Annotated in this window: 20 protein-coding genes; all 20 read right to left on the bottom strand. The window is 60.5% G+C overall.

Going from position 1 to position 14,140, the window contains the following annotated elements:
• Positions 1-18 precede the first annotated feature (18 nt).
• Positions 19-501, bottom strand: coding sequence for a DUF1833 family protein (locus HU764_RS04830; RefSeq protein WP_179053309.1), 483 nt, complete (start codon positions 499-501; stop codon positions 19-21).
• Entirely contained in the window at positions 498-2,924 is a 2,427-nt protein-coding gene (locus HU764_RS04825; RefSeq protein WP_186703035.1) for a phage tail tape measure C-terminal domain-containing protein, read from the bottom strand. Before HU764_RS04825 ends, HU764_RS04830 begins: the two co-directional genes overlap by 4 nt.
• 47 nt (positions 2,925-2,971) lie before the next feature.
• Positions 2,972-3,295 (bottom strand): superinfection immunity protein, encoded by a 324-nt coding sequence (locus tag HU764_RS04820; RefSeq protein ID WP_186703034.1) that lies wholly within the window; start codon positions 3,293-3,295, stop codon positions 2,972-2,974.
• A gap of 279 nt (positions 3,296-3,574) precedes the next feature.
• Complete coding sequence (locus HU764_RS04815; protein ID WP_144000402.1) at positions 3,575-4,051, bottom strand: phage tail assembly chaperone family protein, TAC; 477 nt, start codon at positions 4,049-4,051, stop codon at positions 3,575-3,577.
• A 3-nt stretch (positions 4,052-4,054) separates the two neighbouring features.
• Positions 4,055-4,546: a phage tail tube protein gene (locus HU764_RS04810; RefSeq protein ID WP_023389757.1), complete on the bottom strand. Its 492-nt coding sequence runs from the start codon at positions 4,544-4,546 to the stop codon at positions 4,055-4,057.
• Between the two features lie 62 nt (positions 4,547-4,608).
• A complete protein-coding gene (locus HU764_RS04805) occupies positions 4,609-4,977 on the bottom strand; it encodes a DUF3168 domain-containing protein (protein ID WP_186703033.1) in 369 nt (122 codons plus the stop codon).
• Entirely contained in the window at positions 4,974-5,492 is a 519-nt protein-coding gene (locus tag HU764_RS04800; RefSeq protein WP_186703032.1) for an HK97-gp10 family putative phage morphogenesis protein, read from the bottom strand. The genes HU764_RS04805 and HU764_RS04800 overlap by 4 nt, the downstream gene beginning before the upstream one ends.
• Positions 5,493-5,522: 30 nt before the next feature.
• A complete protein-coding gene (locus HU764_RS04795) occupies positions 5,523-5,861 on the bottom strand; it encodes a phage head closure protein (RefSeq protein ID WP_186703031.1) in 339 nt (112 codons plus the stop codon).
• Positions 5,858-6,430 carry a head-tail connector protein gene (locus HU764_RS04790; protein WP_186703030.1) on the bottom strand — a complete coding sequence of 191 codons (573 nt, stop codon included), beginning with the start codon at positions 6,428-6,430 and terminating at the stop codon, positions 5,858-5,860. Before HU764_RS04790 ends, HU764_RS04795 begins: the two co-directional genes overlap by 4 nt.
• Positions 6,431-6,434: 4 nt before the next feature.
• Positions 6,435-6,668: a hypothetical protein gene (locus tag HU764_RS04785; protein WP_186703029.1), complete on the bottom strand. Its 234-nt coding sequence runs from the start codon at positions 6,666-6,668 to the stop codon at positions 6,435-6,437.
• 50 nt (positions 6,669-6,718) lie between these two features.
• The gene (locus HU764_RS04780; protein ID WP_186703028.1) at positions 6,719-7,942 is read right to left on the bottom strand and encodes a phage major capsid protein; all 1,224 of its coding nucleotides are present in this window, start codon (positions 7,940-7,942) and stop codon (positions 6,719-6,721) included.
• A gap of 64 nt (positions 7,943-8,006) precedes the next feature.
• Complete coding sequence (locus HU764_RS04775; RefSeq protein WP_186703027.1) at positions 8,007-8,711, bottom strand: head maturation protease, ClpP-related; 705 nt, start codon at positions 8,709-8,711, stop codon at positions 8,007-8,009.
• A complete protein-coding gene (locus HU764_RS04770; RefSeq protein ID WP_186703026.1) occupies positions 8,683-9,933 on the bottom strand; it encodes a phage portal protein in 1,251 nt (416 codons plus the stop codon). Before HU764_RS04770 ends, HU764_RS04775 begins: the two co-directional genes overlap by 29 nt.
• 47 nt (positions 9,934-9,980) lie before the next feature.
• Positions 9,981-11,723 carry a terminase large subunit gene (locus HU764_RS04765; protein ID WP_186703025.1) on the bottom strand — a complete coding sequence of 581 codons (1,743 nt, stop codon included), beginning with the start codon at positions 11,721-11,723 and terminating at the stop codon, positions 9,981-9,983.
• Entirely contained in the window at positions 11,716-12,132 is a 417-nt protein-coding gene (locus HU764_RS04760; RefSeq protein ID WP_186703024.1) for a hypothetical protein, read from the bottom strand. The genes HU764_RS04765 and HU764_RS04760 overlap by 8 nt, the downstream gene beginning before the upstream one ends.
• Before the next feature lie 172 nt (positions 12,133-12,304).
• On the bottom strand, positions 12,305-12,682 hold the full coding sequence (locus tag HU764_RS28040; protein ID WP_420876199.1) for an HNH endonuclease: 378 nt from the start codon (positions 12,680-12,682) through the stop codon (positions 12,305-12,307).
• Between the two features lie 119 nt (positions 12,683-12,801).
• On the bottom strand, positions 12,802-13,134 hold the full coding sequence (locus HU764_RS04750) for an HNH endonuclease signature motif containing protein (protein ID WP_186703022.1): 333 nt from the start codon (positions 13,132-13,134) through the stop codon (positions 12,802-12,804).
• Positions 13,125-13,304 carry a hypothetical protein gene (locus HU764_RS04745; RefSeq protein WP_186703021.1) on the bottom strand — a complete coding sequence of 60 codons (180 nt, stop codon included), beginning with the start codon at positions 13,302-13,304 and terminating at the stop codon, positions 13,125-13,127. Before HU764_RS04745 ends, HU764_RS04750 begins: the two co-directional genes overlap by 10 nt.
• A 60-nt stretch (positions 13,305-13,364) precedes the next feature.
• Positions 13,365-13,577, bottom strand: a complete 213-nt coding sequence (locus tag HU764_RS04740; protein WP_186703020.1) for a hypothetical protein — start codon at positions 13,575-13,577, stop codon at positions 13,365-13,367.
• Between the two features lie 195 nt (positions 13,578-13,772).
• Positions 13,773-14,099: a phage holin, lambda family gene (locus HU764_RS04735; RefSeq protein ID WP_186703019.1), complete on the bottom strand. Its 327-nt coding sequence runs from the start codon at positions 14,097-14,099 to the stop codon at positions 13,773-13,775.
• Positions 14,100-14,140: the final 41 nt, after the last annotated feature.

The raw sequence follows: 14,140 nt of genomic DNA, 5'->3' as shown, positions 1-14,140 counted from the left end.
GATTAAGCCTCCCGGCAATTACAAATAGGTAAGACCCGGTGCGAAGTCGGTGGTGTAACGGGACCTGTTCCACATCATGTTGATCAGGTCGTAATAGCCAGCCTCGACTTGGATGGTGGGACCATCCATGGTCCCACCGAACGAGGTCATGCGGTACGGCCGGTCTGCAGGCTCACCCGGCACGCTGTACAGGTACTCGCGGTAAACGATCGTGACCCTGGCCTCGGCCGCAAGCGAGGCGTCCAGCAGCTGCTGGGCCTCGCCGGTCACGTTGTCGATAACGAAGGTCAGCGTCTGGGCGCCGGTGTTGTCCTTGGCCGGGAGGGACACGTCGATGGCTGAGGCCAGAAACGTGACCGTTTTGCCGGCCTCGGTCGTTGCCCGGAAATCTTCAAAGTCCTGAACCAGGTAAAGCGTCTTGGTCCAGGCCGGGCAGGAGATTTCCAGCGTCGAGATAATGTCATCGCCTCCCGAGGCATAAACGACTTCAAGCGCCGTCATTTCGGGTCCCTCCTCAAGCCATACGCCGCACCGGCAGCGCGACTCACCTTGCCGGTACCACGCGCGAACCCGCTGGCGATCCTGTCTTCAGCAGCATCAAGAATCACAGCCAGTTCGCCCTCGGACATCTCTCGGCGGGCACGCACCGGTGGTGCGTTGTTGATGATCTTCAGCGCCCCGGGCTGAGTGGAGTTGTTCGCCACGCTGTCCAGCGTTCGGTCCAGCTTGGCGCTGGTCTCGGCGGTGGTCACCCGCTCACCCTTCTTCAAGTTCCAGGTACCGTCAGCCGGCACATAATCGATACCGTCGTGCGCCTGGCCATCGAGCGAAGCGCCCACGGCCGTCATCAGCACGCCAGCGGCGCCGGCAGCAGCGATCGCGGCACCAGGTGCAATGGCAGGGCCCACGAACGGAACACCGATCATGGCGGTGAACGCACTGAGCGCAGCCATGGCCACCTGGGCGGCGGCATAGGACATGAGCGCATGCCCCATAGACTGGATGAAAGTCGAGGCGAATCCTTGAACGTCCAGCTTTCCCGTCTCTGCCCACTGGGTCAGCGTGTCGGTGAGATTCTGGAACGTGTCGGCGCCGACGTTCTGCATGTTGCTGTACAGGTCCATCGCTGCTTCGGCCTGGGTGGCGAAGCCGCTCAGGAAGCCAGCCGTGCCATTGAGCTGAAGCTTGTCGATTTCCTCGTAGTACTTCTCCTGCATGGCCCGGCGTTCTTCCAAGGCCTTGTTGAGGATCTCTGTTTCACGCTCATAAGCTGAATCGGAAACGTCACCGGCTTCATGACGCTGCCGCAAGTCCTCGAGCTGGTCCTGGTAATCCTGCTCGATGGCCAGCAGATCCAAGACGCGCTGCTTCATCTCGTCGCTGCTGTAGGCATTCAACAGCGGCGCATCCAGTGCGCGCTGGTCAATGTCCAGCTGCCGCTTCACGCTCGCACCAAACTCGCTGACCGCCTTGTCATCCTCCTTGGCCTGCTTCAGCTTTTTCAGCTGGTCGAGCTCGGCAGCCAGCCCCTTTAAGCGCTCCTGCTGCTTGGCGCTCAGCCCCGTGAGATTTCCCGACTCCAGCTCGAACTGCAGCTTGGCAACCTCGGTGGCCTCCTTGCGCTTGTCGGTTTCCGTGTTGATCAGCGCAATCTGCCGCTTGTAGCCTTCCTCGGCCGTGTCGAACTGTCCCTGGAGCTTTTTGGCGGCCGCTTCGGCTGCTTTGGCGGCGGCTTGCTGATCAGTCGTCAACGCGGTGAAACTGCCAGATTGGCCCTTGCGCAGTTCTGCGAGCAAATCAGCAAGCTCTTTGACCTGGTTAGTGCTTCCCTGCCCCGGCTTTTCGTCGAACGAGGCCATTAGGTCGCCGTACCCGACGGCCAACTCGCCCATCTTCGCCTTCGCATCGACGATCGTCTTGCCCATGGCATCAACGTTCTTGAAGGCGTTGTAGATCCTGACCGGCGGCAGATACTTATCCCACCATTTTGCTTCATCTCCGCCGACCATTGCGTTATCGACATCAGAAAGTGTCTTGAGGCCTACACCTAGCAGATGTATGCCTGCAACAGTGCCAACAGCAAACTTTCCAAGCGCCCTAAAACTCGCAGCGAGATCATCAGAGACGCGCTTCGCTAGCACTCCGTTTATGGTCGTGTCGCTAAGCCGGGTTGCAAAATTCGCAAGCGTCGGAAGCATAGCGCTTGTAATTTGATTACCAAGCCCGCTAACAGATTGTTCAACAAGCCAGTTGGCAGCCTTTAATTCCTGAGCTGCCCGAATAGTCTTTTCGTCCATGATCGAACCAGCTGCTTCCGCAGCCTCGCCGAATCGCTTGAACCCTTCCGAATTGTTCCGTAGCAGCGGGAGCAACGCAGTCGCATCACTTGCAATCGCCTCTAAATAGAAGGTCATGTCCGACTGGCTGACCTTCGCCTTCTCGAGCGTGGACACATACAGGCCCAATGCCTGACTTCCACTCAAGTTGCGAAACTGATCAGCCGTAACGCCAACCTTCGGCGCGACCTGCTCAAAGAAATCCGCCATGCCACCGCCGCCGGTGTTTAGGAAATCACCGACTTTGTCGTTCACGTCTTTGAGGATGTCAGCAAGCTTGTCTTGCTCCACACCAACAGTTTTCGCCCCAACTGCTAGCTTTTGGAAATCTGTGGTGCTGACGTTCGCCACCGACGCCAGATTGGTTATTTCCGAGGCCGAGTTAATGGCAGAGATAGTCATTGCGGTTATCGCAGTGATACCAGTCGCCAATCCCGCGCCGATAGCCGTACCCACGGCTTTAGCGTTTTTCTCAACCTGCTTTCGCCATTTCTCCGAGCTCCGCTCTGCCTTATCCATTCCGGCGACGAATCCGCCAACCTGGGCAATGACATCAAGAGTCAAGGTGCCGAGAGATCTTGATGCCATTGTTTTCTCCGGGCATTAAAAAACCCGCCAGTTGGCGGGTTTCTGCTTCACTTGAGTATTCGAGACTTCTCTCGATCGAACTCTTCCGAGGTTAATACACCGCTATTTTTCAGGGCTGAAATTCTCTCCAGCTCTTCGTACTTTGACGACTTTCCAGACTCGTTAATCTGACGAAGCGGAGCAGGCTTACTTATGAATGCCCATACAAGACAGACAACCCATACAACCCCGGTCCAGCCCAAAAATAGATTCAACATGAAAATCGCAGTGTAATTTTCATGATGCCGATGGAAAGCAATCATCATTGGGAGCAAGTACAAAAAAAATGATACAGCCAACAGCAAAATGGAGGTGCCGGTGATAAATTCCATGGCCAGTCCCTTGAGTCGAAAGGGGCCAATCTACCATGTCATCATTGATCAAAGAAAACGTCTAATCCCATGATGCTATAGCTTCCTGAAGGGTGATCGGCCCGTCCTCATCCTCATGCAGCGCAAAATCCTTCCAGCTGTAGGGGGTCGGACGCTTTTGCGGATCACGGTGCAGGCTGGCTGTCAGCGCAGCCAGCATGGCCACCGAGCGCTCTACCCGCATGCCAAGATGCAGCGAGCCGCGGCGTCTCCTGAACTTCACCCACGACCGGAATTCGCTCAGGCTGAGGTTTTCCTTGGCTTGCGCGATCGTCGAGCCCCCGATGCCGGAGAGGACGAGTTCGTGCCAGATTTCGTCTCGCTCGGTGAGCTCTTCGTCTTTCCCAGGTCGTTGACCTCTTGGATGGCGAACAGCAGGGCAACGGACAGGGCGCCGTCAAGCGAACCCAAGCGCTTGGTGCTCTCCGGGTCCTTTTCCAGCTCAACCGGATCAAGCGGCCCGTGAGTGATGTCCATCGGGCTGCTGAACACCGGGTTGCCGTGCTCGTCGCAGATAGACGCGGCAATTCGGCCCGCAATGCTGTCCTGCCTGCCAGTAGCCGAAAGCACGTCGCTCACCGCCGTCTGGTAGCCCATCGGCCGTACGTAGACGGTGGCGGTGTAATCCGTACCATCCTGGCGCCACTTGATTTCCTTTTCCACCGGCCGGCCAGTGAACGAGCCTACGCCCTTGAGCGCGTCGAGTGTCAACTTCATCGGTTACTCCTTGATGACCCAGTTGAGCTTTCCGGAGCGCTGAATGGTCGCTGCAGTGCTCACCGAGGTGTTGCTGGCAAAGTCGAACGGGAAATCTGCGACATAGCCGGCGAACAGGCACCAGGTGCGGGTGGTGGGTAGCTCGAAGTCATCGCCAGCGGCGTTGACCGTGGGTGGGATGTCCTTGCCGTCAGACCAGCCGAGCGCCCAAAGAATGTCCTCATCGTCGTCATCCTGAGACAACTGGAACATGCGAACGTGGCTGGCATTGCGCGGGTCAGCCAAGATGGTGGCCGTCGCCTGGCCAGGGGTGCGCAGCCCCTTCTTGTACTTCCGCTCGGTATCGGCCAAGCAGGTGTCGTCAATCTGGTCTGCCGGCGATCCGCCAGGGTTGAACGCGGTGAGGCATTCAACCTCCATCACGGTCCTTGGGCCTGTGCCACTCAAAGGCCGCACCAAAGCATAGAGCTGAGCGCCCTGGGCTTTCATCGACATGGGTTATCTCCAGTCAGAAATAAAAAAACCCGCACTCGGCGGGCATGGGTCAAATGGGTACTTCAGCGGGAAACCATCCAGTCCACGTCGAAGCTGGCTCGATAATTTTTCGTCTCGGGGTCGCGGCCTTCGACGCCCCACCGGGTGACGTAGGCGTCCAGTTCAACCGCATCACGGATCGCGTCACGGACCTTTCGGGCAGCATCGCCAGTCGCGGCGTACACATCGACCTGCAGGGTGACGCTATCGAGATCCGGGCGGCCAGCCAGGTAGTTCTCGGGGCTTCCGCTGACGATCTGCCAGACAGCGTATGGCTTGGCCACTCCCTGCTCGGCCCCCCCGAACGAGTAGAGGCGCATGCCGGTGCCAGCGCCAAGCAGCGCGGTCACGGCCGGGCTGTTCAAGCAGGCCTGTACGATCGGTGGGGTCATGAGGATGCTGCCTTCTTCGCTGCGCGTTTTATCGCTCGATCAATGGCCTTGTCGTATTCACTGACAAAGGTATTGGTCACTTCTGCGATGCTATCTGTCAGTGCTGGCCGCATGAACGGAGTGGCGCGAATTCGCTCGGTACCGAACTCCAACAGCCGCCAGTACCACACGATACTGCTGAGCTCATAGCTCTTACCGACCCGCCCTGCACGCCTGTTATCAGCGGTGTTGGCGTACTGCCTGGCTCCCCCCTCAACGCCGATCCGGAACATAAGATCGCCCGTTTGGCGAAACCGTTTGTTGGACCAACGAACGTCGATATGCTCCCAAATCTTGTTCGGGGTTTTGGAGTCGTCCAGCCTCTTCGCCCGCTCAATGGCGGCGCTCCTTACAACCTGCGCGGCCTTCCGCAGGGCGGCTCGGCCACCCTTTCGGCGCATATCATCCTTGATCGATGACAGCTTTCCGGCCAACTGATCGGCGCCGGTAATCTTGAAATCAACACCGTCACGCATATGTTCTCTCCTGGCGCGGCCGGCACGCCGTCACTCATCCTTGACACCTTTTGAGACAAGAATGGTCAGGTACTCCAGACCAGACTTGGCGTCCTCCAGCGGCGGCCCTTCGATGCTGTACACCTCGCCTCGGTAGAGGATTCGCATAGTCGACAGCACACCAGGTCGATACCGGATAAGCATGCGGGCAGTTGCTTCCGACTGCGCGGCCTGCGCGGCGATCAAGTCGCGCGCGGACAGCGGGGTCACCTGGGCGTATACCCTGGCGAATGGCAGCCAAGTAGGTTCGCCGAACTCCAGGGTCGCCGGGTCCCGGGTCTTCACCAGGTGTTCAATCGTGATGAGGTGGTTCAGCCGGCCGAGCCTCATGGCACACCCGGCACACAGTAAGGCGCCAGCAGGGAGTCAACGCCCATCGGCAACACCGCCGGAGTGGCACCGGTGACCACCTGCTCGCGGTTCTGGTCGAGATGGCCGACCAGCAGCAGGATCGCCGAAACGATGTCTTCTGGCACGGCCTCATAGCCGGCGGTGAAGTCAATCCGCACCGACATGGCCTGCATGCGTGTCGCTGGCCAGCGCACGCCCTGTGCCAGCGATACCCGCCCCAGAATCTCAAACGGGTTGACGACGTACCCCGCCGGGTCGAGTGTTTGTACAGCCCCTACAGCATCAGTGTAGCTGACGGCCTCGACGGTCTGCAGGGGCGGCCTTGGGATCAGCACCGCACCGCAAGGGAAGCCATCCAAATGCAGCCTCCAGCGCTGCGGGCAAAGCGATCGCTGAGTGATCCGCTCTGCCCAGGCGGTTGCCGCACGCACGATACGCGCCACCTCGTCGTCCAGATCCGTATCGTCAGGGGCAATACGCAAGTGCTTCTTCGCCACCTCAAGCGATACGGCCTGGGCCGTGGCCGCTTCCAGCAGTTGCAGCCCCATACGATCAGCCCTCTTCCGCCGCCTCTGGCGCATCGGCCGGCGAATGCTCGACCAGCTCGAAACCCGCCGCCTTGCATGCGGCCAAGGCATCCTTGCCGGGGTCGACCGCGCCCAGGCCCTTCAGTTGCTCAACCTGCTCGGCTGAGAAGCCAACCAGCTGGCCTGGCTTGTACTCGCGCCCCTCAAGCGGGAAGCCGCACAGCACGCGCACCGGCACCAAATCTTTCTTTGCAGCCATGATTCATATCCTCTGGATGGGGGATGGCGGGCCGGAGCCCGCCAGGCGCATCAGGTCGCCGAGTGCTGGTAGTGCTTCACGGCGTCGGTGTCGGTCAGGTTGCCGCCGCTGCGCATGAAGGCCAGGAAGCCGACCTGCCCCTTCGAGGCGAAGGCGCTGTCGTCGAAGCGCATCAGGTTGACCTGCATGGCATCGCGGATCATGTACTTCGACAGGTCGCCGTAGATGATCGACTTGGCGTTCGCCGCCGGCGCCGGCATGTCGTTGTTCAGCGCCACTTCCTTGCCCAGCAGCAGGTCCGGGGCGCCGGCGGTGATGCCGGCCTCGTAGCCTGGGGTCCAGATCGGGCGGCCTGCAGTGTCCTTCAGCTTGCGCAGCAGCTTGCGCACGGTCTGGGCGAACATGAACTTGCAGCTGCCGGCCAGCTGGTAGGCCTCATCGACCGATTCCAGCAGGTCGACCAGGTCGTCGTAACCCACGGTCAGGGTTTGGCCGGTGGTGCCGATCTTGCCCGAGGACGAAGCAGTGACGATGCCGCGCGGCTGGCCAGTACCGGTGCCGGTGGTGAAGTGGCGGTTGGTGATACGACCGACACGCTCGATGATGCGCTTGCGAATGAACGCCTCGATATCGATCGAACTGTCCTGCAGCAGCTCGATCGGCACCGCGATGATTTTGGAGCTGTACTTGAACACGTTCAGGCTGACAGTGCCGAACGCCGGGTCGAGTGCGCTGGCCTGGGCGTTCTCAGCGAGGATCTCACCCTCTTCGCTGGTGCCATTCGAAGACGGGAAGCTCAGCGGGTTGCCCTGGGCAGTGTTCAGGATCTCGGCCACCGCGCGCATGCCGCCGAACAGCTTCAGGGAGTCGATGAGGCTGGATGCCACGGCGGACGGAACGGTGTAGCCGCCTTCAGAGCCGGTGGTGGTGCTCATGGTGTTGAAGAACTTGGCGGCCTGCTCGTTGGTGAACCCGCGCTCACCGCGGCGGGTCCAGGTGTCGAAGATGCCGATATCCGAGAGCAGGTCTTCGGTATCGCGCTTGCCAGGCTTCTTGTTGCCATCGCCACCCTTGTTGAAATGCTGCTCGGCGGCGAGGTCCAACACCTTTTGCTCACGCTCGATCCGGCCATCGAGATCGGAGATGTCGCCAGTGAGGGTGTCGTACTTGGTCTGGTGCTCGGGCGTCCAAGGCTTGTCCTTGGTCTCGTCCAGCAGCTTGCGGGCTTCGATGGCCAAGCCATTACGGCGCTCGCGCATTGCTTGAATGGTCATAACTTTTCTCCAGATGCAAAAAAGCCCGCACTGGGCGGGCTGGATTTACGCGACGGCGCGAGGCCTACGGCGCGATTTTTTCCAACAGCGAAAGGCGGCGCTCCAGGGCTTCGCGATTGACTGTTGGTTCGGGGCGCTCGGTCAGCGCCTTGGGTGCATTGCCGTAGGCGGCAAGGTTCCAGTGGTTCTGTGTAGCGGTCTTGCCTTCGGCCAGGCGATCAACAAACCCGCCTTCCAGCGCCTCCGCTGCGGTCATCCAAGTGGTGGCCGCCATCAAGGCCAGGACTTCTTCGGCGGACTTCCCGGTCTTGCGCTCGTAGTCGGCACTGATGCTGGCATCGACCTTGTCCAGCAGGTCGGCCTGATCGCGGAAGTCCTTGGCGTTGCCCATCTGGATGGTCCAGGCGTTATGGATCATGAAGAAACCGCCTTCGGCAATTTCCACCTCATCCGCAGCCACCGCCACATAGGTGGCTGCCGAAACGGCTTGGCCATCGATGTGGGCAATCACCTTGGCCGGGTGCGACTTGATGGCCTGGGCCATCGCGCGGGCGTCGAACACATCCCCGCCGGGGCTGTTTATCCTCAGATGGATGGTGTCAACGTCGAGCGCGGCCAGCTGCGGCACGAAGTCTTTGGCTGCCACGCCGCCGTACCAGTCCTCGCCGATGATGTCGTAGAGGTAGATGGTCGCCTCGCGGGCCTCGCTGACGATCCGAAACTCGCGCTTGGCCGCCTGGTTATTCTTGAACAGTTGGATCAGGTTCATCTGGCTGAGCCTCTGGGGGTTTGGCCGGCTTCTGGCTGGCAGTCGAAAAGTAGAGTTTGTCGCCGCCAGGGACTGGAGGCAGGTTCTTGATAGCCCGCACCTCGTTGACCACCATCCAGCCTTGGGCGCCAGGCCCGCCCAGCGCCTTGCCGAGCACGTCCGCTTCGGTCTTGCTGTCACCGGCCAGCAGGCCCTCGCGATTGAATTCTGTGAAGTAGCGGGTCGAGCGTGGCCACAGCTTGCGGTTCAGCTCCTGCTCGATGCGGCGCAGGTGCGGGCCCAGGGTGTAGCGGACGAAGCCGATCGACATCTGCTCGATGCCGGTACCCCAGCTGGTGGACGCGGAGGTTTCACCGATCATGTGCGGCGGTGCGCCAAATGCTCGAGCAATCTCGATCACCTGAAACTTGCGAGTTTCCAGAAGCTGGGCGTCCTCGGCCGTGAGGCTCACGGGCTTGATATCGCCTCCGTTCACCAGCAGCATCGGCTTATGGTGGTTGGTGCGGCCCGTGTACTTCTCGGTGAACTGCTGACGCAGGTAGTCCTGTTGCTCTGTCCCGGGTGATACGCCTGCCGGGTAGGTGATGGCTATGCTCGGGCTTGCACCGTTGCTGAAGAACTCGCCGGCATACTCGTCGGCGGCCAGAGCAGCACCCACGGCCTGGCGGGCGGCGTAGCGAATCACCGACTCGCCCTTGGTGCCGTCGAACCCAAAGCCGGGGAAGTGCAAGACATCCTCCGACTCCAGGCCGAAGTACTTGCCGTCGTCATTCACGTAGTAGTGCAGCGTGTCGCCAACCCGCACGATCGATACACACTCCCGGGGAAGCGGCATGAGCCGCACAGGCTTTCCGGAGCGATCGCGGACGATCTGGGCGAGGCCATCGCCACGCAAAAGCATGGACGACAGCATCCACTCCCAGAATGAACAGGCCGTCAGCGTTGGATAGGGCGATTCGTTCAGCAGCCACCACAGGTCGTGATTCGCCCGAGCCCGGCCGCCGTTCTCGGTGCGCTCATAGATCGGCAGCGGCAGCAAAGCCACCGCACCGGCGATCAGTCGGCAGCAGGCATACACGGCGGCGCTGCGCTTGGCGGTCTCGGTGGTGACAACCACGCCGGCCGAGGAAGGCACGGCACCAAAGAAGTCAGCCCACTGGGAGCGATCCATTTCGTTCCAGGTGAGCTCTTTGTTCTTGAGCTCGCCCAGTTCCTCGCGCATAGCGGCAAGGTCCTGTTCCAGCTTCTTTGTTTTCCCAAAGTTGAACATCACAGCACCACGCATAGGTCAGTTATGGGCTGCTCTTGCCCTGCCTTAGAAACGCCCACAGCCATAAGCAGAGCGGTCATGTCGTCGATCTTGTCCGCCGAACGCTTCTTGTCCGGGGCCATGTTCATGTTGTCGTCGCGCCGGGCGATGAGGTTGGAGGCGCACCAGTTCAGCAGCATGTCGCCGCCATGCACCAACTTGCCGGAGATATAGGCCAGCTCCAGGGTCTGCATCGCCGGGTGGTACGACTTCGGCCCCTGGATGAACTCAACCAGCGGGAGCTCGGCAGCCACCAGCCGGTTCACCAGGTCGGTGGCATTCCAACGGTCATAGCCAATGGCCTGGACGTTGAAGCGCTCACAGACCGCCTTCACGTCGGCCTCGATAACCGCGTAATCGGTAACGTCGCCCTCGGTCTGCTTGAGCAGGCCGGATTCCACCCAGGCGGCGTACGGCACGGTGCCGCGCTCGGTGCGGAAAGCCACGGCGCTCTCCGGAGCCCAGCGCCACCCGTAGGTGTACAGAACGCCGTCGACATCCCACACCAGGCGGAACGACGTGAGGTCGCGAGTGGACGCCAGGTCCAGCCCACCCCAGCACGGGTACTGTGCAAGCCAGTCCAGGTCGATCTCACCGCCGCATTGCTGCCACTTGTTCAGGTCGACCCAGCCGTCAGCCGTAGAGGCCGGCCGGTTCAATCGCTTGATGCGAAACTCCGCCATCTTCGATGGCATCTGCTTCGCCTCGATGGCTTCCTTCTGGATCGCCGCCATCAAGTGTGGGTTAACGTCCATCAGCGGGTTGGCCTTGATCCAGGCCTTCTCGTCGAAGTCTTCATCGGCCTTAATGCCGAGGCTCTTGTCCTCGTCATCCACCGCATAGAACACCACCAGGTAGTGATCGGCGGTGGTGCCGAACAGTCCGCCCAGCAGCTTCTTCGCGAACATGCGAATTTCCGCCCAGGGCCCGGGGTTGGTGTAGCCCTCGGTGGTCGTGAACAGCCACAGCGGGTTACCCCGGGCACCAGCTGCTGACTGGAGAACGTTCAGCAGGTCAGCGGTCTTGTGCGCGTGGATCTCGTCAAGGCCGACGTGTGATGGGTTCAGACCATCCTGGGTCGATGCCTTGGCGTGGATCGGCTTGAAGCTGGCACCGGTCTGAACGCGGCTGATGGACTTGGCCCAGACCTCGAGCCCGAAGTGCTCGCGCAGGTCGGCGTTCTTCTCGGTCATCCGCTTGGCGGCGTTGAAGATGATCGACGCCTGCGGAAAGGTGGTGGCCGCGCTGATGATCTGCGCGCCCTCTTCGGGCTCGCAGCATTCGCAGTACAGCAGGATGGCCGAGGACAGCGTGCTCTTGGCGTTCTTCCGGGCTACTGCAAACAGTGCCGAGGTGAACCGGCGCGGGTGAAACTTCCCGTCGTCGCCCCAGCCTTCGGTGAACACCCACTGCCGTTTTCGGAATCCAAACAGCTGGACCACAAAGAAGATGTGCGAAGGGTGCATCACGATGGTCGGCTTTTCCCACTTGCCTTCAACGTGGTGCAGCTTCTCGATGAAGTCGCACGGGTCGTTCGCGTGCCAGGGGTCGAAGATGAAGGGGCTGTCCTTCTTCTTGGCACGCTTCAGGTCATCCAGGAATCGCTGGGCAGCCTGGCGGATCAGCTTGCCGTGGCGTTTCCGCTTCTTGTCGGCGACAGCCCCCTTCGCGTAGTCGGTAGCGATCTTGACGAAGTCACGCATTCTTCCGCCCATTACCCGCGAAGGCGTTGCCCTTTTTCTGCTCCCCACCCGACGAGACCTTGCGGCGGCTTGCTGGCGTCATGCCGAACTCGGAAAACAGCGCCTTCAGTGCCGTGGTCTCTGCCGCTGTGGCCTCCATGTCGGCCTTGGCCTTCTTGCGGAAGCACTGCCAGGCAAAGCACAGTTGCTCCAATGAATACAGGTCGACCACCTGCAGCACCTTGGCGGCGACCAACTGCCGGCCCAAGCTCTCCCACATCTCAGCACCGTCTCGATTCAGGTGCTGAGGTGCGTCTGGGAAGTCGTCAATCAGGTCGAACTCTGGCGCGTCCTTCTCCTCGCGATCCGGGCGAGTGGTACCGGCCAGAACCTTGAGGTTGGGCGCCGTTGGCTTCCGTCCTCGGGTCATTTTTCAACCTTCAATTTTCAAATGCTAATTTTGACGGCGCGAAAGAATGGTTTCGGGCGCGGTCTAGAAGCAAAAGGCCTCAGACTTTTTCCCTACCCCTGCCCAAGCAGCGAGAAAAATTCTCATTTCACCGTTTTTGGCCGGTTTTCGAGACCTGCGCGGAGGGTTTCGATCAGGCGGCAGTGAGGTGTCGCCAGCGGCGGCCGTTCTTGATCCTGCTCACCTGAGACCTGCTGACACCAGTGAGGGCAGAGACCTGGGCTCCAGTCATACCTAGCGCAAGACTTCGCATAACCTCGCGCACCGAAGTCGCTTCAAGCACACGGCCTTGGCCGCAAGGGCTAAGCTCGCGCGTGCCGTGCCCCACAGCATCATGGAAGTTGCTCAGTTCATTACCCCACGCCAAATTGGCCGAGCGATTATTCGTTCCGTCTCCATCAAGATGCCTGACTAAGTGGTCGCCTGTGGGGCATGGACCTAAGAATGCCAATGCGACAAGGCGGTGAACCAAAGTCTTCCTCTTGACCCCGTCATCGGCGGTGATGGTCACTGTCAGGTATCCATCCTCATTCACATATCCGCTCAGCTTCTTCCCTTGGGAATAGCGACGAGTGGAGAAAATCCATCCGTCGGTAGTGGCGAAATAGTGAGAATGCCCTGGTATCTGCTTCACTTGATAACCCTCCGATTCCCCCAGCCGCCGTCCTCTGCTGCCGTCTTGCGTGAGTGGTGAGTACGGCACAGGCCCTGCCAGTTCGCCCTGGACCAGAACAGGTCCTTGTCGCCTCGGTGAGGAGTGATGTGGTCCAGCTCAGTGGCTGGCTCTACCCTTCCCTCTCGTTGGCAGTGCACGCATAGCGGATGCTTGCGCAGATAGCCCGCTCGGGCCTGCTGCCACCTGTAGCCGTAACCGCGCTCTGTGCTGCTCCCGCGCTGCTCTGGCGGCTGATGCTTAGCAGTGACCGCGCCGGGTGGCTTGTGCGTACCCGGCCTCAGCGGCATGGCGTTCCATCCAGGTAGGTGCGTGGCTCAGCGTCAGGGTCAGCATCATCGCCGTCAGCCAGCGCTTCGATCAGCGCCAGGTTCTGGGTCGCGATCTGTTCGAGCAGGCTTGTCTGCTTCTGCTGTTGGCTCAAGATCTGCTGGAGCAAAGAGACTGCTTGCTCGTTCACGGGCTACCCTCATCCACTTGTTGATCCATTCGCGCCGATCGGCGCATCCGCTACAGGCCATCACATGCCGCGCCGGGTCAGGCCGTAGACCTCCAGCGCGCCGGCAATCTGCTCGCCTTCCGTACGGTTGATGGTGCGAACCACCTCGACGCAAGCGGCAGTGTTGGCTTCCATCTTGATCGTGATGGATGTGATCTTCGATGGGTCAAGGCCGAGCACCTGGCACACCGTCTGGCCAAGCTCTTGGCCAAGAATCAGGGGTTTCGTTTCCATGCTGTTTCCTCGCGCCACGAAACGGCGCAACTTGAATTTGTGGCGCGGACTACTCGACTTAAGGTTGCCTGTAGTGATGGTTTAGCACCCAGGCTGCGGCAGCAGAGATGATCAGCGTCAGCGACAGCTCCCCGCGACATAGGCCAATCACCCCGACCGCAACCCAGGCCCAAGCCATCACAATATCGATGCGCCTCATTGCCCTTTGGCCTGGCGAGACATGAACAAATCGGAGTACCCGCGAAGCTTCTCCACTCCCATGAAGCCGACGGCACCACCAGCGAAGGTGGCCATTCCTTGGGGAAGACCCATCCACTCAAGCAGTGGCACAAGGGCCAGGGTGATCAGGCCGCACAGCGCACCTTCCAGCAACATCTGGCGTCGACTGCCGCCGCCATACACAACGCGCAAAGCAGCGATTGCGACGGATAGTCCTGCAGCACCCAGCTGTGGCTGGTGAGCAATTACCCAGGCAATAAGGGCGGCCCAGAGGCCGGGGTCTTTCTCGGGCATCGGGGCCATCTCGATTCCTCCCGTTGCGGGGAGCGGAAAAAGAAAAGGCC

It is taken from the genome of Pseudomonas kermanshahensis (assembly GCF_014269205.2).
Lineage (GTDB): Bacteria > Pseudomonadota > Gammaproteobacteria > Pseudomonadales > Pseudomonadaceae > Aquipseudomonas > Aquipseudomonas kermanshahensis.
Note: the sequence above shows the minus strand (reverse complement) of the source record. Positions and strands in the feature narration are given on the sequence as shown.

Bases quoted from the DNA above. Each gene is read 5' to 3' on its own strand.
- HU764_RS04800 (WP_186703032.1), bottom strand. From the start codon at position 5,492: ATGCGTGACGGTGTTGATTTCAAGATTACCGGCGCCGATCAGTTGGCC.
- HU764_RS04830 (WP_179053309.1), bottom strand. From the start codon at position 501: ATGACGGCGCTTGAAGTCGTTTATGCCTCGGGAGGCGATGACATTATC.
- HU764_RS04795 (WP_186703031.1), bottom strand. From the start codon at position 5,861: ATGAGGCTCGGCCGGCTGAACCACCTCATCACGATTGAACACCTGGTG.
- HU764_RS04785 (WP_186703029.1), bottom strand. From the start codon at position 6,668: ATGGCTGCAAAGAAAGATTTGGTGCCGGTGCGCGTGCTGTGCGGCTTC.
- HU764_RS04740 (WP_186703020.1), bottom strand. From the start codon at position 13,577: ATGGAAACGAAACCCCTGATTCTTGGCCAAGAGCTTGGCCAGACGGTG.
- HU764_RS04815 (WP_144000402.1), bottom strand. From the start codon at position 4,051: ATGAAGTTGACACTCGACGCGCTCAAGGGCGTAGGCTCGTTCACTGGC.
- HU764_RS04765 (WP_186703025.1), bottom strand. From the start codon at position 11,723: ATGCGTGACTTCGTCAAGATCGCTACCGACTACGCGAAGGGGGCTGTC.
- HU764_RS04805 (WP_186703033.1), bottom strand. From the start codon at position 4,977: ATGACCCCACCGATCGTACAGGCCTGCTTGAACAGCCCGGCCGTGACC.
- HU764_RS04735 (WP_186703019.1), bottom strand. From the start codon at position 14,099: ATGGCCCCGATGCCCGAGAAAGACCCCGGCCTCTGGGCCGCCCTTATT.
- HU764_RS04780 (WP_186703028.1), bottom strand. From the start codon at position 7,942: ATGACCATTCAAGCAATGCGCGAGCGCCGTAATGGCTTGGCCATCGAA.
- HU764_RS04825 (WP_186703035.1), bottom strand. From the start codon at position 2,924: ATGGCATCAAGATCTCTCGGCACCTTGACTCTTGATGTCATTGCCCAG.
- HU764_RS04820 (WP_186703034.1), bottom strand. From the start codon at position 3,295: ATGGAATTTATCACCGGCACCTCCATTTTGCTGTTGGCTGTATCATTT.
- HU764_RS04810 (WP_023389757.1), bottom strand. From the start codon at position 4,546: ATGTCGATGAAAGCCCAGGGCGCTCAGCTCTATGCTTTGGTGCGGCCT.
- HU764_RS04770 (WP_186703026.1), bottom strand. From the start codon at position 9,933: ATGCGCGAGGAACTGGGCGAGCTCAAGAACAAAGAGCTCACCTGGAAC.
- HU764_RS04775 (WP_186703027.1), bottom strand. From the start codon at position 8,711: ATGAACCTGATCCAACTGTTCAAGAATAACCAGGCGGCCAAGCGCGAG.
- HU764_RS04790 (WP_186703030.1), bottom strand. From the start codon at position 6,430: ATGGGGCTGCAACTGCTGGAAGCGGCCACGGCCCAGGCCGTATCGCTT.
- HU764_RS04760 (WP_186703024.1), bottom strand. From the start codon at position 12,132: ATGACCCGAGGACGGAAGCCAACGGCGCCCAACCTCAAGGTTCTGGCC.
- HU764_RS04750 (WP_186703022.1), bottom strand. From the start codon at position 13,134: ATGCCGCTGAGGCCGGGTACGCACAAGCCACCCGGCGCGGTCACTGCT.